This is a genomic window from Candidatus Thermoplasmatota archaeon, assembly GCA_038884455.1.
In the GTDB taxonomy this organism is placed as follows: domain Archaea; phylum Thermoplasmatota; class E2; order DHVEG-1; family DHVEG-1; genus JAWABU01.
Window position 1 is genome coordinate 1 of record JAWABU010000026.1, and the last position, 21,487, is coordinate 21,487.

A 21,487-nucleotide genomic window follows, 5' to 3' on the forward strand; every position below is an offset into this window, starting at 1 on the left:
GATGGTTTTGTTGAAAAAATCTGTAAAAAAGCTTGTTGAATTATGATTTTTTCTGTTTGCTGTGCGTGATTCTCACAGCAAAATGAGACGTTATGCTGAATTTATGGATTCATTTCGGGATGTAGCCCATATTGAAGAAAAAGCTATAAATCATCACCAGTTGCAGGGGTTGAGGGAAAAGAAGTATGCTTCGACATGAACGTGTAAAAGTTGTCATTATGGGTGCTGCTGGTCGAGATTTCCATAACTTTAATGTTTTTTTCAGAGATAATCCTCATTATGAGGTTGTTGCATTTACAGCGGCCCAGATTCCTGATATTGCTGGTCGAAAGTATCCAAAACAGCTTGCAGGTGATCTCTACCCGCAGGGGATACCAATTTATCCTGAAGAAGAAGTGATGGATATCATAAAAAAATATGATGTTGATCGGGTGGTTTTTGCATATAGTGATATCCCACATACCTACGTGATGAATCGAGCATCAATGGCAAATGCTGCTGGTGCTGATTTCATGCTCATGGGTGCAAAATCAACCATGCTTCAATCCTCAAAACCAGTTATTGCCGTGTGTGCGGTTCGTACAGGGGCCGGTAAATCTCAGATTTCTCGGCAGATTTTCGAAATTCTTCGGAATAATAAACTTCGAGTTGCAAGCATTCGTCATCCAATGCCCTATGATCAAAATCTGATCTCGCAGATATGTCAACGGTTTGCTTCCTACGATGATTTAGATAAATACAATTGTACGATTGAGGAACGAGAAGAATACGAGCCGTATATTGATATGAATGGCATTATTTATGCTGGTGTAGATTACGAAATGATCTTACGTGAAGCTGAAAAAGAAGCAGATGTCATCATCTGGGATGGCGGAAATAATGATTTTCCATTCATCAAACCGAATCTGTTGATAACTATAGCTGATCCTCACCGTGCGGGTCATGAAATATCATATTATCCTGGTGAGATGAATGTTCGAGCTGCTGATGTCGTTGTCATCAACAAGGTTAACACTGCGTCAAAAGAAGCGATCACCATGGTTAAAGAAAACATTAAACTTGTAAATCCACAAGCAAAAATTATTCTTGGAAACTCGGTAGTTACCTGCGATCATCCTGAACAAATTCAAGGAAAAAATGTGTTAGTAATCGAAGACGGTCCGACGGTGACGCATGGCAGTATGGCATATGGTGCTGGTACGGTTGCTGCACAGAACAATAAGGCGCATGAAATTGTTGATCCTCGGCCATATGCAATTGGAAGTATTAAAACCACATTTGAAAAATATAATCATCTCAGTCGTGTTTTACCTGCGATGGGATATGGAAAAAAACAGATCAAAGAACTGGAACAAACGATCAACAGTATTCCGTGTGACCTTGTGATTAGCGGCACGCCAATTGATTTAAACCGAGTGGTAAAAATCAATAAACCGTTGCTCCGGGTTCGGTATGGTGTTGGTCCTGATACCGCACAAGCTTTAGAAAAAATCGTTGTTGAATTCTTAAAAAAACAAAATCTACTTTAATTTTTTACCAATAAGTGCAAACTGGGCTAGGAGCGCTTCGAGTTGGATGTGTTCATTACTTCCTTCGACGATGCGGAACTCGATTTCACCGGTTTTTTCAATGAGTTGTATCTTATACTCATCAGGAATTGTGAGATCAAAAATCGTTGTATGCATTTGCCGGATAATATCCTCGCCAGAAAGACCGTATTTAATGAGTAAGTCGTAGAGTTGGTTTCGTGCAGCGATAAAATTACCGGTGAGTGCAGTCAGGATGAGCTGTTTTACATCTTCAGGTCGTGCTGTTGTTGAGGTCTGATAGAGGAGATCAGCAGTTATCGTATGATCGACAGATGCTCCAACTTGAAGGAGATTAATTGCTTTTCGCATGTCTCCGCGAGAGATATAAATCAAAGTTTCAAGTCCATCGGGAGTGATTTCAAGTTTTTCTTTGGTGGCAATTTTCTTGATATATTGTTTGATATTTTCAGGAAGAATTGGTTTAAAGCGGAACACAGCACATCGTGATTGTATTGGTTCTATGATTTTTGATGAGTAATTGACTGAGAGAATAAAACGACAGTTGTGAGAATATCGTTCAATGGTTCTTCTGAGTGCTGCTTGTGCATCAGGGGTTAGCGCGTCAGCTTCGTCAAGAAAGATGAGTTTAAAAGGTACATCTCCAATCGGTGCGGTTCGTGCGAAATCTTTTATTTTACCTCGGATGATTGCAATACCTCGTTCATCGCTTGCGTTGAGTTCGTGGAAGTTTTGTTTCCAAGTTTTTTCACCAAAGACCGCTCGTGCAAGTGCGATTGCTGAGGTGGTTTTCCCGGTTCCTGCAGGGCCGGCGAAAATTAAATGGGGGACGTTTTTTGTTTTTGCGTAGGCAAGTAATCTTTCGATGATTGCATCTTGACCAACAATTTCTTCAAGTGTCCTCGGTCGATATTTCTCAATCCATATTTCTTGTGATGCACGATCTTCTGTCATTTCTTTCGTACCCGTCATCATGGATAATATTCCACGATTTTATTAATCTTTGTTACCTTCATCCCTTGCGTAGACTTCTCAAAAATTTTTTATAACTTAATAAAATAAAAATAAGTTTTTGCTTGAGTTTCCGCAAGTTATATTTTATCCCGAATACTTTTCCCGAATACCTTTTTTCAATCAATATTTCCTGCATATTTGTTGGTGGGTCCTCGTGTGGCCATTGATTGATGTTTTTTCTTGAGGTAAAATTGCGGAAGTTTTCTGTTTTGTCATTTTGCCACAAAAACTTTATATAAATTTCATGACAAGGAATAGCAAGTTAAACTATAGCAAGGAAGGTTAAATATGGAGAAAAAAACCACAAATCACATTATTAAATTTGTGGCATTCCTCATCATTGCAAATCTCCCGTTTCTTACCATGACCAATATCCTTGGATTCAATGGATTTATCGATTCATTCATCAATCATACGTACTACACCTACTATAAAACCGATGAACTCGGCATTAAAAACCGCAATACTCCATATCTCATCATCCAAAAAGCAACCCATCCTCAGTTTTCAATCAACATTGGGGACACCATTTTCTACATCAAAAATAACGGTGATCTCATATGCTCCTCTGTTGATAATGTACAGATCGAAGAAATCATTGAGAGATATCATGTGATCAACCCAGAGAAAAACGATGAACTTGTGTATCCAAGTCAAATTCTTGGAAAAGTCGTCAGCACCATCGACGACAATCCTTGGAATTCACTTTCATTAAAAATATGGGATCTTTCGATTAACAATCTGAATGCAGCAGCACTCTTCATCAACCACTAAAAAACCAACTTTTCAAATCATAAGCTTCTTTAAGAACATGTCTGTTACCCCCTTTTGGGGTTTTTTATGAACTTTATACCAAATGTATCTAGTAAACAAGAACTGCTCGAAGAATTGCACCTTCAAAGCATTGATGAACTTTTTGTAGATGTACCACATCAGATCAGAATAAAAAATCTTAACCTCCCTCCAGGATTGAACCAACAGGAAACCGAGGAAAAACTCAAAAAAATCGCCAACAAAAATAAACCCTGCAGCATGATGCCAAGTTTTCTCGGGGGAGGTATTAAACATCACTATATTCCCGCAGCAGTAAAAACGATTGTCTCTCGATCAGAATTCTACACTGCATACACCCCGTATCAACCTGAGGCAAGCCAAGGTTTTCTCCAAGCCATGTTTGAATATCAAAGCATGATCTGTGAACTCACCGGCATGGATGTTGCAAATGCATCTCTTTATGATGGTGCAACTGCACTTGGTGAAGCAGCTCTCATGTGCAGCAGGATCAACAATAAAAAAACCTTTCTGGTACCTACGAACGTTTCATGGGATAAGCGCTGCGTTCTTCGTAATTATACCAAAGGAGCAGGAATCACTATCAAAGAGATACCGTATGACCAAAAAACCGGAAAAATAAATCTCAATATTTTAGCGCAACATCTTGACCAAACCGTATGCGGTGTCTACCTGGAAAATCCAAATTTTTTCGGCGTCTTCGAAGATGACGTAGAGCATCTCTACAGCCTCATCAAAGAAAACAACGCATTATTCGTTGTCGGGGTTGATCCGATCAGCCTTGGCATAGTCAAAAATCCAGGTGAATACCACGCAGATATTGTCATTGGAGAAGGAAGAAATCTAGGAAATTCGCTTGATTTTGGTGGTTCAAGTCTTGGTATTTTTGCATGTAAAAAAGAATATGTTCGACAATTGCCCGGTCGAATCATTGGACTTACTACAGATGCTCAAGGGAAACGTGCTTTTTGTATGACTCTTCAAACCCGGGAGCAACATATTCGACGAAGTAAAGCAACCAGTAACATCTGCACCAATGAGGGACTCTGTGCACTCACGGCAACAGTTTATCTTGGACTTCTCGGTGGCACTGGTTTAGAAAAACTCAGCCGGATTAATCATAAGAAAGCAGTTGACTTCTGTACAACAGTAACAAAAATCCCTGGGTTTCATCAAGAATTCCAAGCAGCGTATTTTAACGAAATAGTTCTACGAACGCCTGATGCACGCAAAGTTAACTACACTCTTTTCAAACATGGTATTCATGGTGGTCTCCCACTTGAAACCATGTACCCTGAATTGAAAAATTGTCTACTTTTCGGCGTCACAGAACTAACAACATCAGAAGACATTGACCACGTATCAAAAATCCTTTCGGAGGTCTTTTAATATGTACCGAAGCGTTAGGTATGATGAACCCTTGATTAACGAGCTTGATGACAAACCAAAAGCAGAATTCAAACCAGACTCAGATATACCTGCGTCACTGCGAAAAAAGCAGAATATTTCACTTCCTGATCTCGAAGAAAATCAGGTTGTCCGTCATTATCTCCGTCTCAGTCAGATGAACTATGGTGTTGACACGGGAATTTATCCACTGGGATCGTGTACCATGAAGTATAATCCTAAACTCTGTGATCGTATCAGTGCTTGGGAACAATTTACTGCGACACATCCTTGTCAAAACCAAGAAACAATTCAGGGAAATCTTCAACTGATGTACGAACTTGAAAAAATGCTGTGCGAAATCACAGGGATGGATGCTATGACGTTACAACCAGCAGCTGGGGCTCATGGTGAATTTACTGGTTTGTTAATTGCCAAGGCATACCATGAATATCACAAAGATTTCGCACGAGATCAAATTATTCTTCCTGATACTGCTCATGGGACAAATCCTGCAAGTGCTGCTATGGCTGGGTATCAGATAGTCGAGATCCCTTCAACACCCGAGGGAACGGTTGATCTAACAGCATTAAAAAAGACGCTTTCTCATCGAACTGCTGTTTTTATGTTAACCAACCCGAACACGCTCGGCATCTTTGAACATGATATCCTCGACATCGCCAAGCTCGTTCATGATGCTGGCGCACTGCTTTATTATGATGGTGCAAACATGAATGCAATCATGGGAAAAGCACGACCTGGTGACATGGGTTTTGACATCGTTCATGTGAACCTCCATAAGACCTTTGCTACCCCTCATGGTGGCGGGGGTCCGGGAGCTGGACCCGTTGGAGTGAAAAAAAAGCTTGAACGATTTCTCCCGGTACCTCGGATTATTCTTGAACATACTCAATATCACTTAGACTATGATTATCCTCAATCTATTGGAAAAATTAGGAGTTTTTATGGTAATTTTTCTGTGCTTGTTCGTGCTTATGTGTACATTACCATGATGGGAGCGGATGGCCTCAAAGAAGCATCAGAAATCGCTGTGCTCAACGCAAATTATATGAAGGAAAAGATCCTTGAATCAGGAAAATATAGTCTCCCGGGAAAAAATCTCCGTAAACATGAATTTGTACTTAGCTGTGAAAAACTATTGCAAGAAAAAGGTATTCGGGCACTCGACATTGCAAAACGTCTTCTTGATTATGGATTGCATCCACCTACCATATATTTTCCTCTTCTTGTCAAAGAAGCATTAATGATTGAACCGACAGAAACAGAATCAAAGAAAACCTTAGACCAATATATCGATGTTTTACGTATTATTGCCGATGAAGATCCTGCTCTTCTGCATCAAGCACCACAGAATACCTCAGTTAAACGGATTGATGAAACCAAAGCAGTAAAAGATTCAATCTTAAATTGGAAGATGCTCCAGAGAAAACAGGAAGAAAAGATCCTTCTTCAAAAAGCCGACACAATTAAATAAGTATGATTTTTTACATACTTACGATAATATTCTACAAATAAGGGATCATATGCCATCGCAAAAATCTGTTCTTGTCACAGGACTGCCCAAAGAAACTTTATCACTGTGTCCTGAATGCAAAAACATCATCAAAGCAACACTTTTTGAAAAAAATGGAAAAGTCATGATTCATAAAACCTGTAAAAACCATGGAGAATTCGAAGATGTATACTGGTCAGATGTCGGCATGTATCTCAAAGCAGAAAAATGGGCGTTTGATGGAACAGGTGTCGATAACCCCTTTATCAAAGATGCAAAGATCTGCCCTCAGGAATGTGGTCTCTGCAACCTGCATTTATCACATACCTGTCTTGCACTCATTGATCTGACAAATCGATGTAATCTCCAATGTCCGATTTGTTTTGCAAATGCCAATGCAGCTGGCTATGTTTTCGAACCAACCTTTGATGAAGTTGTTCGGATGATGGAAAATCTACGGGCTGAACGGCCGGTACCGTGTAAAGCAATCCAATTTGCTGGTGGGGAGCCAACGATTTACCCACGGTTTTTTGATGTTATTAAAAAAGCAAAAGAACTAGGTTTTGCTCAGATTCAAGTTGCAACAAATGGTTTGAAGATGGTTGATTTTGAGTTTTGTCAAAACATGCGTGATGCAGGGATGAATACGATATATCTACAATTTGATAGTTTGCGGGAGAAGGATTATATTGCTGCACGCGGTCGAAAGCTCCTTGACATAAAACTAAAAGCTGTCGAAAACTGTAAAAAAGTAACTCCGAAACCACTTTCAACAGTTCTCGTGCCAACAGTGGTTAAAACCGTTAATGATGATCAGGTTGGCGCAATTGCACAATATGCTGTTGATAATGCACAGGTGATCCGTGGTGTGAACTACCAGCCAGTCTCATTTACTGGTCGAATCGATACAAAAGAATTAGCCAAGCAACGGTACACAATTCCTGATCTGATAAAAGATTTAGAAAACCAAACAACGTTTCTGAAAAAAGATGATTTCTACCCAGTTCCCATTGTTGCTCCTGTTTCTGAACTTGTATCAATTCTTTCAAATCGAGATGAAGTTACCTTTACATCACATCCTCATTGCGGCTATGCAACGTTTGTCTTTGTCAATAATGGTACCGTGACACCAATCCCGCGGTTTGTTGATGTCGAAGGATTATTTACACGAATGGAAGAGCTTGCTGGTAAAGCAGAAAAATACCAATTCTTGATACGCATTGCAAAACGATTTAAGAAAAAAAGTGATCTGAAAAAAACCTTTGAAAAATATTTTGGTGAATTTATTGATAAAAATAAGATGCCTGAAGGAATAGATATTGTTGATGCGTTATCGACAGTTGCTTTTGAAAAAGATAAAAAAGCAGTTGGAGAGTTTACCTGGAAGACCTTGATGATCGGGGCGATGCATTTCCAAGATTCATATAACTATGATATTGAACGAGTAAAACGATGTGTCATCCATTATGCAACACCAGATGATCGCATTATTCCGTTTTGTGCATACAATGGTGGGCCAACCTATCGAACTGAGGTTGAACAGAAATTCAGTACGCCACTGGATGAATGGAGAAAACGCAATAAAGAAAAATAATTTTTTAACTCTTCTCCGCAGATCTTCGATGTACCAGATATACAGTATATAGAGACATACTCTATATTTTGTTCATAAGAAATCGACTGGTAGTATGAATGTATCTATAGTTCAGAAGTATAAACGATAGCTCTGCATATATAGGATGGGATGCGGCAGGTTTTGATGGGAAAAAAAGACCTGCCGTTTTAGTGTTCAAAACTATACGGCTTCTTCATATATAAAAATCTGTTCTGTGAAAATGTCAAATTGAAAAAATAACGAATGTATCTAACATTAAAACTAATCCACATACACTTCATTTTCTTCAAAAGGTTCATATTTATAAAGTATGTGTTGATTATCCTGTGTTGAAATATATGGTGATTATTGCTCCGTCGATTCTTTCAGCGGATTTTTCGTGTTTAGGAGACGAAGTAACGGCTCTTGAACAAGCCGGCGCCGAATGGATTCATCTTGATGTTATGGATGGTCATTTCGTGCCAAATATTACGATGGGTCCTGTAGTGGTTGCCGGTATTCGGAAAAAAACGAAACTGTTTTTTGATTGTCATCTGATGATTAAAGAACCTCATCAGTATATTGAAGCATTTGCCAAAGCTGGTGCTGATTTGATTACGATTCATGCTGAGACAACAACAGATCATAAAAAGATTCTACAAAAAATCCATGCTTGTGGGTGTAAAGCTGGAATGTCGGTGAATCCTGAAACCTCATTAGAACCAGTGAAAGCAGTACTTACAGATCTTGATTTAGTTTTGATTATGTCGGTTCATCCCGGTTTTTCAGGACAATCATTTATTTATGATGTTGTACCAAAAATAAGACAAGCTCGTCAATTGATTGATGCATCAAAAAAAGAAATTTTTCTCCAAGTTGATGGCGGGATTAATCAAGAAACCGCCCGTATTGCTAAACAGAATGGAGCAACAGTGTTGGTTGCAGCAAATTTTGTTTTTAAAAATAAAAGGTATGCTGACGCGATTCGTTTATTGAAAGAAGCATAACTAGAACGATTTTCAAAGTCCAGATGCTAGGTCACGAATGACTGCAAGTTTGTCTTTTGCCTTGACCACGCCGCTTGCAAGTAGCACTCCGTCTGCTCCAAGTTTGAGTGCCATCTGAACGTCTTTTCCATTTTTGACGCCTGCTCCGCAGAGTACCCGAACATCGGTATCAATTTTTTTCACAACATCAACACTGTTTTTGACGATGTCTGGATTTGCAGTGGTTACGGAGATGTCACCGCCGATGAGTTCTGGTGGTTCAACAGCGATAAAATTTGGTGATAGTGCTGCTGCTGCTTTTGAAGTTGCCACGTTATTCGTACAGACGATTTGATCAAGATTGTTCTTCTTTGCTAACGTTATACAGCTGTCGATGTCGGCAAGGATGAGTCGATGTTCACTATGGTTGATGAGTGTACCTTTCGCTCCTGCGGCAACAACTGCATCAGGGAGTATCCATCCGGTATGACTTCCCGGTGTTATTGGGTCAATGTGTTGGGCGTACACTGGTATTTTAAGATTCTTGCTGCATAGCATGATGTCCATTGGTTGTACAGCGATTGCCATGCTTGCTCCTGTTTCTTCTGCCACGGTTTGCATGATTTGTCCGATTTCAAGTGCTTTGGTTCCGGTTGATTCGGTATATGTTTTTACGTTGACGACAATAGTCGGGGTTTTTAACATGAATTATTGTCTCCTCACGATAGATTTTTTTATGTATGGTAATGAATATGGTATGATAAATAGCTTATGTGTAATGGGTACGCAAAAATTTTAGGTAAGCGAAAAAGAGTATTGTTGTGTTTTTTGTTTTTGAAAAAAGAAAAAAAGAAGATGATGGGGAAAAAGTTTAGTAGAAATCTTCAAGGTTTCCTTTGAAGGTTCCAAAGATATAGAAGTTTCCACGGAATCCATGAAATTCAAGAGGTATTTCTATTCTTTTAAGTCTCATGGTTCCCGAGATTGTTCCGAGGAGGTTTGTGGTTCGGTAGTGGAGGTTGAGTGCAAAGAATTTCATGGTGTCTCCAAATCGTGATACTCGTGGAAATAAAATAAATCCTCGGATGAACGTCCGGTCAAATATTCCTGTTGGTTGTTCGTCAGGTTGTGGTGCGCAGGTCATTGCAGCTATATTGGGTAATACGCCAATTAGTAACATACACATTATTATGCCAAGTATCTTTTTCTTCATAGTTCAAGCCCCATTATATTTTATATATGTATATATTATAAATATGTACTATATTAATATTTCGCTTGTTACGTTGAAAACTCTGTAAAATTATTATATACTTGATATATCCGAAGGGTTTTTTCAGAACAAACTAACTCCCCACAAGTCAAAGTAATCAATATAAATTCTTGATCATTTGAGGGACATTATGAAAATTCAAACAGAATGTATACCCTGTCTGATCAAAAGGGTGATCTTTGAAGTAGAACAAAGTACTTCAGATAAAAATCTACAAATAAGGATTATTCAAAACATATGTCATCTTCTTGGTGATTTGTACGATCCAGATGAATGTAGTGCGTATATTGCTACAAAAGTTCATCAGCGGACCTACCAGTTATTAAAAGATACTGATCCCTATGCTGTGTTAAAAGATCAAAGTAATTCTGTTGCATGTTCTCTTGTTGCTGATGTTACACGCTGTGTTGCTCAATCTAAGAACCCAATAAAAACAAGTATGATATGTGCTATAGTTGGAAATATTCTTGATTTTGGTATTGATGGGGGAAGTACCAATCCCGAAAATTTAACGAACCTGTTTTATAAATTGTATCGTGAAAAACTTGGACATGATGACTTTGCAAAGGTTCAATCACTTTTAGAAAAATCTCGACATCTTATCTATTTTACTGATAATAGTGGTGAAATTGTTTTTGATAAGATCGTGTGTCAAGAGTTGAAAAAAGCGTATCCTGAGCTTGATATTACGTTGGTTGTTCGGGGAAAACCAGTGCTTAGTGATGCAACATTAGCTGATGTGAAGCAAATAGGGTTTGATTCGGTTGTCGATCGAGTTCTTACGACAGGATGTTTTGCGGTTGGAGTTGATTTTCGAAGATTGCCTAAACAGGTTAAACAGAGATTAGATTCTGCTGATTTAATTGTTTGTAAGGGAATGGCAAATTATGAGACGTTTTCTGAAACACGGTATAAACCTATTCTATATTTATTACGGACGAAATGTAGTCCTATTGCTCGTTCTATGGGATTACCGGTTAATAAAAACATTATTAAACTCGAATATTGACTGCTTAAACGATTTTAGAGATAAATACGCGTTTTTAAGCTCGCTTTTCATTAAAGATATCAGCTGGCGCTATACAAACGTTGTACTTTTTACCTTTACTAGTTGTTACGTTTAATAATAATTTTAGTAAAATTTATATATCTATAAATATAATATACTATTGCAGGTATATAGATATGGGGGAAAATAATAGTGAGCAACTCTTAAAAGATGCGATTTACTGGCATCTCATTGGACTCGGATACACTGAGTTTCAAGCTGAAGTGGAAGCACAACGGCGATTAAAACAACAACGACAGTCTGAGATATAAAAAGTGATGCCGTTTTTTTTAGTGTAATATTCAAAAAATAATAGCCAAATAATAACAAAAATTATTTCTTAGGAGAGATGGAAAGGATCTGGAAGGATGTAGGAGAGATGGAAGGAAAAGGAATGAAAAGAATACTCCAGATCCTCTTAAGTTATACTTTGTAAAAAGTAATTTATAAATATTTTTATTCATTTTGTCATTTTGAAAAACAGTCATGAGAGATAATCTTTTATTGGTCTTTGAGCAGGTCAAATGCTTTTTCAACAGCATCAAACGCTGTATCAGCAATGTAATAGGGATTATCCTGACTATTTATATGAAAAGCCCCAGAAATTAACGCATCAACACATCCACCGGTACCACGTATGAGAACAACTGGTTTCTTTATAATAAATGCATACGTAAGTTCATTTAAAGTACCCCATCGACCTGCCAGAGCTATAACAACATCGCTAAAACCAACAACCAGCGTATTCCTGCGAGATCCTAGGCCAGAAATTAATCCAATATCAACGTACGGATTTGCTTCTTGTTTTGATTCGGGAAGGATCCCTATAGTCACACCACCTGCCTGACATGCACCAAAACAAGCAGCCTGCATGATGCCGCTCCGACCTCCACAAAGAAGAACACCATTTCGCTGAGCAATAAAACGACCAACATCCTCAGCAACTTTTAGAGCATAAGAACTTAAATGTATGTCTGATCCATCACTGCCGCAGACCGCAATAATTGATCTCATATGAGCGACTATACTTTAGATGCTTTTAAGCATTCCTAAAAGGATAAAATATAATGTATTTGTTATGTTGTAGTTGTTGTCTCATCTTGTTTTCGTGTTTTCGTATAACATCGGGTTTTTCTTCCTTTTTTCGATACTTGAATGATATCTGCTTGCGCTAAGATTTTAATGTTATAATTAATGGTTTGAGGTTTTTGATGGAGTACACGTGCTATTTCCTTTTGATGGATGCCTGGATTTTGCTGAATAAGATTTACAATTTGTATCTGCAGTTCAGTTAATCGGAATCGTTCTTCTTTTGGAAATTTCATTGCCGTTGGATAAAAAGCTCGGTACCGTAACCCTTCCCGTCGTGATTTGATCAATTCTGTTTTTTCAAGGACCCACAAATGATATGACAAGGTTCCGTTTTTCACATCAATTTTTCGCCGTATCTGATTGTAATGAACACCTGGATTTGTTTTGATAAATCCATAGATTTGACCTCGGACAAATTGATCAAGAACATCTTCTTTTTGAATTCTGGTATACAGTGGAATAAATACTATTAAGAGTGCAAGAAATTTATATTTTCCAGTTTCCGTAAGTGCAATAAAACCAAGGGTGAGTAACCCAAGACTAGTCGATGTGGTAACAGCAACTGGTTCTTTATTTGCTTCGAGTACGTAATACGAACGAAGCAGGTCCCCTTCATATTCAACAGTACAATTTTTATTCAATTCATACGTAAAACCAAAAGAATCTGTAATGGCAAACACAATAGTATACTGGCCACTGTTGGTATACGTATGAGTAATTACCTGATCATCTTTTGTATAGGTTTCTATTGTTTCATCACCCCAATCTATCGTATAATGATTAATATTTTCGTGAAAAACAGGGCTTGAAAAAGAGGGAAGTGTGATCGTGACTTGATAGTGGTCCAGTTTTGGTATCTTTTGGGCAATCAACGCTGATGACGTTATTTTTTCAACAGGAAGAATTAACACATTACTCGCTTTAATAGTATCTGGTTGTTCAGGTATTGAAATCAAGATATCTTTCTCATGAGATGTAAGTCTTGTTCCCTCAGGAAATACTGTTTTTTCAACATCTGCATAGTCAACACCGATACGATTGTTTGGAAGTTGTATAACGGTGCTGTTTTCAGGAAGTTCGATAACGGTTGTTTTTGTTCCATTGATGATTTGAGGATACTTTTTTAATGATGTTTTTGTAATAAGTGAGGTGTACGGCACATTTGATTTTTCACCAGTAGTATCTATCTCATGGTGTTTTTGTGCAGAGGATGTGTTTGCCGGGGATGTTTCAGATGAACTATAGTCAGATGCAAATACGAGAATATTTAGCGAGCAGATAATAACAGCTAATAAAAAATATAAAACGAAGATGATTGTTTGTATTCGTCCCCTTGCGTTCATGAATCTTAAAATATTTAAAGAACTAGATGTTTTTATATGTTTTGAGACAAAATTTTGATAGTGTGACAAAAGGTTCTAGTGTTGAAAATACAGATGGGATTTAAATAGAGTGGTTATATACAACGTAGCAAGGAACCTCAAAATGACTAATGATTCATCTCCGATTTTAAATACTACCTCTATGCAATCAGGTATCGGTCGAGAAGTACCGAACAGAAAATCCGCTGAAGCTGTTATTGTTTTAGAGAATGTTTGTAAATACTATCATGTACAAAAAGCGGTTGATTCGATTTCTTTTTCTGTGGGTAGAGGTGAGATTTTTGGTTTTCTTGGTCCGAATGGTGCTGGGAAAACAACGACAATAAAAATGATCACAACGTTGCTTCGGCCTACTCAAGGCTCAATTCAGGTGTGTGGTTTTGATGTGCAAAAAGATCCTCTTGAAGTTAAACGACGAATTGGGTATATGCCCGATGTTCCTGGTTTTTATGGTGAGATGAGTGCATTTGAGATTCTTGAGTATTATGCTGAATTTTACAAAATACCACGAGAGGTACGTCGGAAAAAAATTGATGAACTTTTAACGATGATGCATCTGATCGACGTGAAAGACAAAAAGATTAAAACGTTTTCTCGAGGGATGAAACAAAAAGTTGGTTTTGCATCAGCACTCTTGAATGATCCTGAAGTGCTGATTTTAGATGAGCCGACGATTGGTCTGGATCCGGAAACAATCCATCTGTTTCGAACAGTCATACGATCGCTCAATGAGAAAGGGGTGACAATTTTTTTATCATCACACATACTCTCTGAGGTTCAGGCGATTTGTGATCATGTCGGAATCATCCGGCAAGGAAAAATCATTGCTGTTGATTCTATTCAAGGGTTGAGTAAAAAGGTTTCAGAAAAGAAAAACATGCTCCTCATTGTATCGTATGAGAATATGACTGATGAGGCTGTAGATGTGGTTCAACAGATTCCAGGAGTGATACGGGTTGTAAATAACAGTGAAGCAAAAAAATTGGAAGTTGAGATATCTCCGGAAAAAGCAAGCATCTCATTGATTAACCATACCCTAGTGCAGCACGGTATCGGTGTGACTGGTCTTGAACGTAAACAGCCTGATCTTGAGGATATTTTTTTGTCACTCATCAGAGGTGGTTCTCCATGAAACAAAATATGATGGATCACCTCTTTGGTTTTTATATAGTGTTTAAAAAAGAATTTTTTATGAATTTGAAAAGCATTCGTATGGTTATACTTCTCTTGTTGTTTACTTTGTTTATTTTGTTTTCGGTTGGTGTCGGTTCAGTTGTGATGAATTTTGATTTTTCTGATATGAATGGATCTAATATACAGAAAGGTCCTGTGATTATTCTGTATTTTGTAGTTCAGCTGATTGGTTTTATCGGACCAATACTTGGCATTGCGCTTGCTTTTGACGTGATCGTCAAAGAAAAGATACAAAATTCTTTAAGTCTTTTACTCTGCAGACCTGTTCAGAAAAGAACGATTGCTCTAGGTAAATTCTGTGGTATCACCGCTGCTTTGATATTGCCTGTTGGTATTGTAAATGTTGTTGCATTAGTGATGATCAGTGTTATCTCCGGGAAACATCTTGAGTTTTCACAGGCAGGAATTTTTCTTGTTTTAACCATTGTTTTTCTTGCAATATATATCGCGATTGCCCAGTGTATCTCTAGTATTGCGAAAACAACAGCAACTGCAATTCTTTTAGGTATTGGGATCTGGTTTACGTTCTGGTTGTTTATACCTATCATTACCGCGGTTATTCCAAAGGATGCAGCTGTGCTGATTCATGGTATTGAACTGTTGAATCCTAGCACATCGTATTCTCTCTGTATGTCAGCAAGTTTGTTTGGTGGGCTAGGGGTGATCGATACGTTTTTCCCCCCGTGGGTTTATTATCTCGTTCTTTTCTTGTTTCTTGGCGGTTTCGTGATTCTTGCCATGGAATTGTTTCATAGGATTGAAGCATGATCTGTTCTACTATTTCATCAAAATAGGAAATAGAACATGTTGTCATCTGTAGCATAAACTCCTTGATGAAGAAGTATTGATAGATATTGTTTGAATTTCGTTGAAAAACAATGCTATCTGTTTGTGCTCTTTTTCAATGAAAATCTGGTACGGGCGAGAAACACAGATCGTATGGAGCAGTAATTTGATCAGTGTTTGTTTTCTCATACTAATTTGTTTTTAGCGGTTTTTATCACGCTGTGGATCCAAGTTTATTTCTTGGTAACTCCGTCCAATAGATAATATGGTAAAAACTGGATTGATTTTTTCTCAAGGTACCAGCACCGTTTCCTGATAGAAACAATATTAAAGCAAGTTGTGATACAATCAAGTCGTGTCACAACTACCGCGTGGAACAAGGGATTTTACTCCTGAAGAAATGTATATTCGGAGATATATCGAGGAGAGTATTCGAAAAACCTTTCTTTCATTTGGTTATGGCGAAGTTCAAACACCAACCTTTGAACATCTGGAGTTATTTACAGCAAAATCAGGTCAGTCAATCATCAATGAGTTGTATAATTTTACTGATAAAAGTGGACGAGAGCTCACCTTACGGCCTGAGATTACAGCTCCTGTAATCCGTTTCTATGTTGAACGATTGCAGATGGAGCCAAAACCATTAAAGTTATTCTATCTTGGGAACTGTTTTCGGTATGATCGACCACAGAAAGGGAGATATCGAGAATTCTGGCAAGCAGGCTGTGAACTGATCGGGGCAGATACTCCTGAGGCATATGCAGAGTTGATTGCGTTAGCCTATACAATTTTACACAATATTGGCCTGAAGGATTTTCATCTAAATCTTGGAAACCTCTCGCTTATTCAAGCGTTATTTAAGAAACTGAGTGTTTCTGTCAACGATCAGAAAAATCTGTTACCACTTATTGATAAATCGCAGTTTGATGAACTCTTAGATGCGTTGAAATGTTTAGGGTTATCATCACAGATTGCTGAAGAGGTTGTTGCTTTACTGCAAACTTCTGATATTCCACAAATTCAAAATTTTTTTAATGACACTCCTGAGGTTCACAAAGAACTACTGAAGCTCCGGCAGATTATAACCCTGCTTCAACAGTCCTTTCAGATTCCTGATGTTTCTGTGAAACTAAGTATCGTTCGAGGGCTTGACTATTACAAAGGGTTGGTTTTTGAAATTGAAGCACCAAAACTTGGGGCCGAAAAACAACTCTGCGGTGGTGGAGCCTATGATCTGGTTGGTTTATTTGGAGGAAAAGATGTACCAACTGCTGGCTTTGCAATTGGATTTGACCGAAGTATTCTAGCTCTTGAAACCCAAAATGTAATCTTTCCAAAACCAGCATTGGATATCTATATCATTCCGTACGATGAAACCTGTATTGAAAAATCTTTTGAACTAGCGCAACTGCTAAGAAAAGATGATTACCAAGTTGATGTTGATCTTCTCCGGAGAGGTATTGGAAAATCGTTAAAATTTGCTAGTACGAAAAACACCCGGCATGCGATCATTTTAGGTCCTGATGAACTCAATCGAAATGTGGTGATGCTACGTGATATGAAGTCAGGAGAACAGCAGAGTATTTCTGTAGCTGAACTTTTGACGTATCTGAAAAAATCTCGTAAGTGAGGTTGTTGATTTCTTCTATGCAGAAACAATGTTTTATTCTTGATACTTCAGCAATTCTCTCAGGAATTCCCTTAAATCTTGGTGATGGTTTCATGGTTACAACACCAAAAATCTCACAAGAGTTACGACCGGGGGGTCGTTCGTATCGTACTTTTGAAATGCTGCTGGGAAAAGGGTTGAGCATTCAACAGCCGTCCTCTGAATCGTTGTGTATAGTCCAAAAAACGATTAAAAAGATGGGTGAAACACATCGTTTATCAGATGCTGATTGTGAGATCCTTGCGCTAGCGTATGATATCAAAAATCAAGGAACGTACGTTGTCATTATTCTGAGTGATGATTACAGTATTCAAAATATTGCATCTGAGCTGCATATTGTTTTTCAGCCGGTATCACACCAAAGTATAACAAAAAAGTTTAAATGGAATTATCGATGTCCAGGGTGTAAAAAAACGTTTACCACAGCAGTAGAAATCTGTCCGATCTGTGGAACACAGACCAAACAATCTGTGCAGCGAAAGGAAGATATTAGTTAGGTGTACTATGAATCTCAAGCAAGCGTTTATTCGATTTTGGAAAAGTGAGGATAACAAAATATCTCTTGTTCGAGACGTTCTTGTTGCGCTGTTTGCGGTTTTTGTTGTTCTGGTGATTCTCTGGACGTATACTGGTCAGTGGTTTTCAGCTCCTATGGTCGCTATTGAATCAGGAAGTATGGAACATCCAAATCCTCCTTTTGGTCGTCTTGGAACGATCGATGCTGGTGATATGGTTCTTGTCCAGAAAGTATCAATCAGAACTGATGTTATTCCTCATGGAGGACCATATGGTGGGGCTCAAGCTGAAAACGGCTGGCAATCCTATGGTGATTACGGAGATGTCATTATTTATAAACCTGATGGTCGAAATGATGTTTCTCAAATTATTCATCGGTGTATGTGTTGGGTTGATGTCTATTCAAATGGAGTTGAAACGAGATACACCATCAGAGAGTATGGTATCTTTAATGAAACCTCATTGACGATACCTGAGCTTGGTTTGTATAACAAACAACCGAATCCTGCTTGGACACATTCAGGTTTCCTCACAAAAGGAGATAATAACAATGTTATTGATCAGGTTACTACGATCTGCAGACAACCGGTAAAAGTTGAATGGATCTCAGGAAAAGCGCGGTTAGAAATCCCCTGGCTTGGAACGATTAATCTTTTCTTTGAAGATATTCTTCACGGGAAAAGTACGACGAGCAATGTTCATGAAGACTCCTTTATTTGTCTTGGGATTGTAATAACTATATTGATCTCGATACCCATTGTTCTTGACATTCGTGATTATCTTAGAGATAAGAAAAAGAAACAAGAACCAAAACAATTATAATCTTTTTTTATCGTTGTATCCTCGGTGAGTTTTTCTTCTGATATGGTAGTGGATCATTGATTTTTGCCTGGTGAAAGCCTTGTAGTCGGAGAACACAGGAATCGCATCTCCCACACGCTTTAGTCCCCCCTTTATAACAGGACCAGGTATGTTCAAAAGGAACACCGAGTTGCAATCCTTTTTTTATGATTTCTGCTTTTGTCATCATAAGTAGCGGTGCATGAATTATGATTTTTTTCCCCTCGATTGTTTTTTTCGTTGCAAGATTAACCATATTTTGAACAGCAGCAATATACTCTGGTCGACAGTCAGGATACCCGCTGTAATCAATTGCATTTGCTCCAATGAAAATTGCATCTGCATCACAGGTTTCTGCAAAGCCAAGTGCTATCGCTAAAAAAACAGTGTTCCGAGCGGGGACATAGGTTGAAGGAATCTGTGATCCAATCTTTTTTTGTTCATGTGTTGGAATCTTTTGTTTTTTCTGATTGAATAGTGAGGATCCGCCAAACTGCTGTAAATCAAGATTAAAAAAAACGTGTTTTTTCACGTTGAGATGTTTGCCAATCTTTTTTGCACAGAGTAATTCTTTATTATGACGCTGACCATAGTTAAAAGACAAAGCATAGATATCGTATCCTTGTTGTTTGCAGATTGCTGCAGCAACCGCAGAGTCAAGTCCACCAGAAAGGAGACATACTGCCTTTTTTTTCCCCATATACCTTCATCGATTCCAAAGCGGAGACATTTTTCGTAGACGTTCAACTACCGTTGGAACAACTGACGAAACAATCGCTATTTCTTCATCTGTTGTTTCTCGGCCTAAACTCAATCGAATTGACCCATGCGCTTGTACTGGGTCTAAACCGATCGCGGTGAGAACATGCGATGCTTGAAGCTTCATAGATGAACATGCCGATGCTGTTGAGGCAGCGATACCTTCTTCATCAAGGGCTAAAACAAGAGATTCTCCTTCTATTCCAGTGAATCTGAAATGAGCATTGTTTACAAGTCTTTTTTGAGGATGACCGTTGAGATAACTTTCTTCGATGTCTAAAATATTTTTGATTAGGGAATCTCGTTTTTGTTGTATTTTTTGTGTATCGGTTTCCATTCTTTTTTCAGCTAGTTCACAGGCTTTTCCAAGGCCGACAATACCAGGTACATTAAGCGTGCTGCTACGGATGCCTTTTTCATGACCGCCGCCATGGATGATTGGCTGAAGTTTCACTCCATCTTTGATGTATACGGCACCGACTCCTTTTGGTCCGTAAATCTTATGTGATGATAATGATAGTAAATCAATATGATTTTTTTTAACATCGATAGGGAGTTTTCCTAGTGCTTGAACTGCATCGGTATGAAAAAGTATATTTCGTTCATGGGCGATTTTCCCGATTTCTTCAATAGGTTGAACGGTTCCGATCTCATTATTTGCTGTCATGATTGTAATCAGAAACGTGTTTTTTGAGATTACTTCTTGGAGTTCTTCAAGATTCACCATACCCATGGTATCAACTGAGGTGTAATGCACTTTAAATCCTTGCTCTTCAAGATGTTTACAGGTTTCAAGAACCGCTGAATGTTCAATGGTTGAAGTGATGATATGTGGTCCTTTTGTCTCTCGTTTATCTTTGAAGGTATACGCAACACCTTTTATCGCAAGATTATCTGATTCAGTACCACCTGAAGTAAAAATAATTTCACTGCTATCTGTCTTGATAAGTTGTGCTACTGCTTTTCGAGCTTTTTCAGCAGCAGCCCGCGCGTCTCGTCCGAAACTATGAATCGATGATGCATTTCCGTATACGGTCGAATAATAGGGGAGCATTGCTTTAAGAACGAGAGGATCTACTTTTGTGGTGGATGCATGGTCCATGAATATTTTTTTCATATTCTCTGCTCCTTATCTGATTCTTTTACTTTAAATCCATCATCTTCTGTAGTGGAATCCGGGCTTTTTCCATTGTTTCTTTTGAGAGTTGAATCGCGGGTTTTAAAGTTTCAAGACTTTTTAACACTTTTTGCAAGGTGATTTTTTTCATATTTGGGCAGATTGCAGTTTCAATTGGATAAAAAATTTTATCTGGATTTTCTTTTTTGAGACGATAACAAAGCTCTTTTTCAGTGCCAATGATGAAACGAGTTGCTTTTGATTGCTTCACCTGCTGAACCATACCATTGGTTGATAGTGCATGATCAGCAATATCGATAACCTCAGGTCTGCATTCAGGATGGACAAGGACTTCAGCATCAGGATACTTGTTTTTTAACAATAGAATGTGATCTTTTGTGATATTATGATGGGTCGAGCAGATGCCCGGCCAAATCAGGATCTCTTTCTCAGGTACAAATCGTTGAATGTACAACCCAAGATTTGTATCAGGGATAAAAATAATTTTTTTTGCTTGGCAGGACTGTACAATTTTCACTCCATTTGCAGAGGTACAGCAAATATCTGCACATGCTTTTACTTCAGCAGACGTGTTAATATACGCAACAACTTCAGCATCAGGATGTTTTTCTTTCATCCAGCGGAGACTTTCGACATCGACCATCTCAGCCATGGGACATTGCGCTTTAGGATCAGGATGAAGTACTGTTTTTTCCGGGTTGAGTATTTTTGCTGATTGAGCCATGAAATCAACACCACAAAAAACGATAACCTTTGCATCAGTTTTTGTAGCTTTAATTGAAAGATCTAGTGAATCTCCAAGAACGTCGGCAATATCTTGAATATCAGGATGTTGATAATTATGCGCGAGCAGGATGGCATGTTGCTTTTCTTTCAATTTCTGAATTTTTTCTATAATCTGTTCTTTCTCCATAACAATCAAGGAGTCCATATTAATTTTTTACCAGCAATACTGCCC

21 protein-coding genes are annotated in these 21,487 nt (G+C 38.3%); 13 read left to right on the forward strand and 8 right to left on the reverse strand.

The window, feature by feature from the left end; translation table 11 throughout:
• The first annotated feature begins 185 nt into the window (after positions 1-185).
• The gene (locus tag QXL17_05630) at positions 186-1,529 is read left to right on the forward strand and encodes a cyclic 2,3-diphosphoglycerate synthase (protein ID MEM4258615.1); all 1,344 of its coding nucleotides are present in this window, start codon (positions 186-188) and stop codon (positions 1,527-1,529) included.
• Here QXL17_05630 and QXL17_05635 read toward each other — a convergent pair.
• On the reverse strand, positions 1,521-2,522 hold the full coding sequence (locus QXL17_05635) for a replication factor C small subunit (GenBank protein ID MEM4258616.1): 1,002 nt from the start codon (positions 2,520-2,522) through the stop codon (positions 1,521-1,523). The genes QXL17_05630 and QXL17_05635 overlap by 9 nt on opposite strands.
• Before the next feature lie 327 nt (positions 2,523-2,849).
• Here QXL17_05635 and QXL17_05640 point away from each other — a divergent pair, with 327 nt between their 5' ends.
• The 5 genes from QXL17_05640 (at position 2,850) to rpe (ending at position 8,853) form a co-directional block, all read left to right on the forward strand.
• A complete protein-coding gene (locus tag QXL17_05640; protein ID MEM4258617.1) occupies positions 2,850-3,335 on the forward strand; it encodes a hypothetical protein in 486 nt (161 codons plus the stop codon).
• Between the two features lie 66 nt (positions 3,336-3,401).
• Positions 3,402-4,742 (forward strand): aminomethyl-transferring glycine dehydrogenase subunit GcvPA, encoded by a 1,341-nt coding sequence (gene gcvPA / locus QXL17_05645; protein MEM4258618.1) that lies wholly within the window; start codon positions 3,402-3,404, stop codon positions 4,740-4,742.
• 1 nt (position 4,743) lies between these two features.
• Complete coding sequence (gene gcvPB, locus QXL17_05650; protein ID MEM4258619.1) at positions 4,744-6,234, forward strand: aminomethyl-transferring glycine dehydrogenase subunit GcvPB; 1,491 nt, start codon at positions 4,744-4,746, stop codon at positions 6,232-6,234.
• A 49-nt stretch (positions 6,235-6,283) separates the two neighbouring features.
• Entirely contained in the window at positions 6,284-7,846 is a 1,563-nt protein-coding gene (locus QXL17_05655; GenBank protein MEM4258620.1) for a radical SAM protein, read from the forward strand.
• A 359-nt stretch (positions 7,847-8,205) separates the two neighbouring features.
• Positions 8,206-8,853, forward strand: coding sequence for a ribulose-phosphate 3-epimerase (rpe, locus tag QXL17_05660; GenBank protein ID MEM4258621.1), 648 nt, complete (start codon positions 8,206-8,208; stop codon positions 8,851-8,853).
• A 12-nt stretch (positions 8,854-8,865) separates the two neighbouring features.
• Here rpe and tpiA read toward each other — a convergent pair whose 3' ends face one another.
• Both tpiA and QXL17_05670 read right to left on the reverse strand, forming a co-directional pair.
• Positions 8,866-9,537: a triose-phosphate isomerase gene (tpiA, locus tag QXL17_05665; protein ID MEM4258622.1), complete on the reverse strand. Its 672-nt coding sequence runs from the start codon at positions 9,535-9,537 to the stop codon at positions 8,866-8,868.
• Positions 9,538-9,703: 166 nt separating this feature from the next.
• On the reverse strand, positions 9,704-10,045 hold the full coding sequence (locus QXL17_05670) for a hypothetical protein (GenBank protein MEM4258623.1): 342 nt from the start codon (positions 10,043-10,045) through the stop codon (positions 9,704-9,706).
• A 190-nt stretch (positions 10,046-10,235) separates the two neighbouring features.
• Between QXL17_05670 and QXL17_05675 the strand changes: the two genes are divergently transcribed.
• Both QXL17_05675 and QXL17_05680 read left to right on the forward strand, forming a co-directional pair.
• Positions 10,236-11,114 carry an ARMT1-like domain-containing protein gene (locus QXL17_05675; protein MEM4258624.1) on the forward strand — a complete coding sequence of 293 codons (879 nt, stop codon included), beginning with the start codon at positions 10,236-10,238 and terminating at the stop codon, positions 11,112-11,114.
• Positions 11,115-11,290: 176 nt separating this feature from the next.
• Positions 11,291-11,425, forward strand: coding sequence for a hypothetical protein (locus QXL17_05680; GenBank protein ID MEM4258625.1), 135 nt, complete (start codon positions 11,291-11,293; stop codon positions 11,423-11,425).
• 229 nt (positions 11,426-11,654) lie between these two features.
• Here the strand turns inward: QXL17_05680 and QXL17_05685 are convergent, their stop codons facing one another.
• Positions 11,655-12,167 carry a TIGR00725 family protein gene (locus tag QXL17_05685; GenBank protein MEM4258626.1) on the reverse strand — a complete coding sequence of 171 codons (513 nt, stop codon included), beginning with the start codon at positions 12,165-12,167 and terminating at the stop codon, positions 11,655-11,657.
• Positions 12,168-12,229: 62 nt separating this feature from the next.
• Positions 12,230-13,588, reverse strand: coding sequence for a winged helix-turn-helix transcriptional regulator (locus QXL17_05690; GenBank protein MEM4258627.1), 1,359 nt, complete (start codon positions 13,586-13,588; stop codon positions 12,230-12,232).
• 142 nt (positions 13,589-13,730) lie between these two features.
• Between QXL17_05690 and QXL17_05695 the strand changes: the two genes are divergently transcribed.
• The 5 genes from QXL17_05695 to QXL17_05715 all read left to right on the forward strand — a co-directional run bounded on the left by QXL17_05695 (position 13,731) and on the right by QXL17_05715 (position 18,614).
• Positions 13,731-14,759, forward strand: a complete 1,029-nt coding sequence (locus QXL17_05695; protein MEM4258628.1) for an ABC transporter ATP-binding protein — start codon at positions 13,731-13,733, stop codon at positions 14,757-14,759.
• The gene (locus QXL17_05700) at positions 14,756-15,589 is read left to right on the forward strand and encodes an ABC transporter permease subunit (protein MEM4258629.1); all 834 of its coding nucleotides are present in this window, start codon (positions 14,756-14,758) and stop codon (positions 15,587-15,589) included. The genes QXL17_05695 and QXL17_05700 overlap by 4 nt, the downstream gene beginning before the upstream one ends.
• Before the next feature lie 373 nt (positions 15,590-15,962).
• Positions 15,963-17,237 carry a histidine--tRNA ligase gene (gene hisS / locus QXL17_05705; protein MEM4258630.1) on the forward strand — a complete coding sequence of 425 codons (1,275 nt, stop codon included), beginning with the start codon at positions 15,963-15,965 and terminating at the stop codon, positions 17,235-17,237.
• 17 nt (positions 17,238-17,254) lie between these two features.
• Entirely contained in the window at positions 17,255-17,773 is a 519-nt protein-coding gene (locus tag QXL17_05710) for a nucleic acid-binding protein (protein ID MEM4258631.1), read from the forward strand.
• Positions 17,774-17,780: 7 nt separating this feature from the next.
• Positions 17,781-18,614 carry a S26 family signal peptidase gene (locus QXL17_05715; protein ID MEM4258632.1) on the forward strand — a complete coding sequence of 278 codons (834 nt, stop codon included), beginning with the start codon at positions 17,781-17,783 and terminating at the stop codon, positions 18,612-18,614.
• Positions 18,615-18,621: 7 nt separating this feature from the next.
• Here QXL17_05715 and queC read toward each other — a convergent pair whose 3' ends face one another.
• The 3 genes from queC to nadA are packed head-to-tail and all read right to left on the reverse strand — an operon-like array spanning position 18,622 to position 21,442.
• The gene (queC, locus tag QXL17_05720; protein MEM4258633.1) at positions 18,622-19,332 is read right to left on the reverse strand and encodes a 7-cyano-7-deazaguanine synthase QueC; all 711 of its coding nucleotides are present in this window, start codon (positions 19,330-19,332) and stop codon (positions 18,622-18,624) included.
• Positions 19,333-19,338: 6 nt separating this feature from the next.
• A complete protein-coding gene (locus QXL17_05725) occupies positions 19,339-20,508 on the reverse strand; it encodes a cysteine desulfurase family protein (protein MEM4258634.1) in 1,170 nt (389 codons plus the stop codon).
• Positions 20,509-20,533: 25 nt separating this feature from the next.
• On the reverse strand, positions 20,534-21,442 hold the full coding sequence (gene nadA, locus QXL17_05730; GenBank protein ID MEM4258635.1) for a quinolinate synthase NadA: 909 nt from the start codon (positions 21,440-21,442) through the stop codon (positions 20,534-20,536).
• Between the last annotated feature and the right edge of the window lie 45 nt (positions 21,443-21,487).

Excerpts from the sequence above, each read along its gene's own strand:
- gcvPB (MEM4258619.1), top strand. The coding sequence starts at position 4,744 with ATGTACCGAAGCGTTAGGTATGATGAACCCTTGATTAACGAGCTTGAT.
- QXL17_05685 (MEM4258626.1), bottom strand. The coding sequence starts at position 12,167 with ATGAGATCAATTATTGCGGTCTGCGGCAGTGATGGATCAGACATACAT.
- QXL17_05695 (MEM4258628.1), top strand. The coding sequence starts at position 13,731 with ATGACTAATGATTCATCTCCGATTTTAAATACTACCTCTATGCAATCA.
- QXL17_05640 (MEM4258617.1), top strand. The coding sequence starts at position 2,850 with ATGGAGAAAAAAACCACAAATCACATTATTAAATTTGTGGCATTCCTC.
- QXL17_05670 (MEM4258623.1), bottom strand. The coding sequence starts at position 10,045 with ATGAAGAAAAAGATACTTGGCATAATAATGTGTATGTTACTAATTGGC.
- gcvPA (MEM4258618.1), top strand. The coding sequence starts at position 3,402 with ATGAACTTTATACCAAATGTATCTAGTAAACAAGAACTGCTCGAAGAA.
- rpe (MEM4258621.1), top strand. The coding sequence starts at position 8,206 with ATGGTGATTATTGCTCCGTCGATTCTTTCAGCGGATTTTTCGTGTTTA.
- QXL17_05710 (MEM4258631.1), top strand. The coding sequence starts at position 17,255 with ATGCAGAAACAATGTTTTATTCTTGATACTTCAGCAATTCTCTCAGGA.
- QXL17_05715 (MEM4258632.1), top strand. The coding sequence starts at position 17,781 with ATGAATCTCAAGCAAGCGTTTATTCGATTTTGGAAAAGTGAGGATAAC.
- nadA (MEM4258635.1), bottom strand. The coding sequence starts at position 21,442 with ATGGAGAAAGAACAGATTATAGAAAAAATTCAGAAATTGAAAGAAAAG.
- QXL17_05655 (MEM4258620.1), top strand. The coding sequence starts at position 6,284 with ATGCCATCGCAAAAATCTGTTCTTGTCACAGGACTGCCCAAAGAAACT.
- QXL17_05700 (MEM4258629.1), top strand. The coding sequence starts at position 14,756 with ATGAAACAAAATATGATGGATCACCTCTTTGGTTTTTATATAGTGTTT.
- QXL17_05630 (MEM4258615.1), top strand. The coding sequence starts at position 186 with ATGCTTCGACATGAACGTGTAAAAGTTGTCATTATGGGTGCTGCTGGT.
- QXL17_05635 (MEM4258616.1), bottom strand. The coding sequence starts at position 2,522 with ATGATGACGGGTACGAAAGAAATGACAGAAGATCGTGCATCACAAGAA.
- QXL17_05725 (MEM4258634.1), bottom strand. The coding sequence starts at position 20,508 with ATGAAAAAAATATTCATGGACCATGCATCCACCACAAAAGTAGATCCT.
- QXL17_05680 (MEM4258625.1), top strand. The coding sequence starts at position 11,291 with ATGGGGGAAAATAATAGTGAGCAACTCTTAAAAGATGCGATTTACTGG.
- tpiA (MEM4258622.1), bottom strand. The coding sequence starts at position 9,537 with ATGTTAAAAACCCCGACTATTGTCGTCAACGTAAAAACATATACCGAA.
- QXL17_05675 (MEM4258624.1), top strand. The coding sequence starts at position 10,236 with ATGAAAATTCAAACAGAATGTATACCCTGTCTGATCAAAAGGGTGATC.
- QXL17_05690 (MEM4258627.1), bottom strand. The coding sequence starts at position 13,588 with ATGAACGCAAGGGGACGAATACAAACAATCATCTTCGTTTTATATTTT.
- queC (MEM4258633.1), bottom strand. The coding sequence starts at position 19,332 with ATGGGGAAAAAAAAGGCAGTATGTCTCCTTTCTGGTGGACTTGACTCT.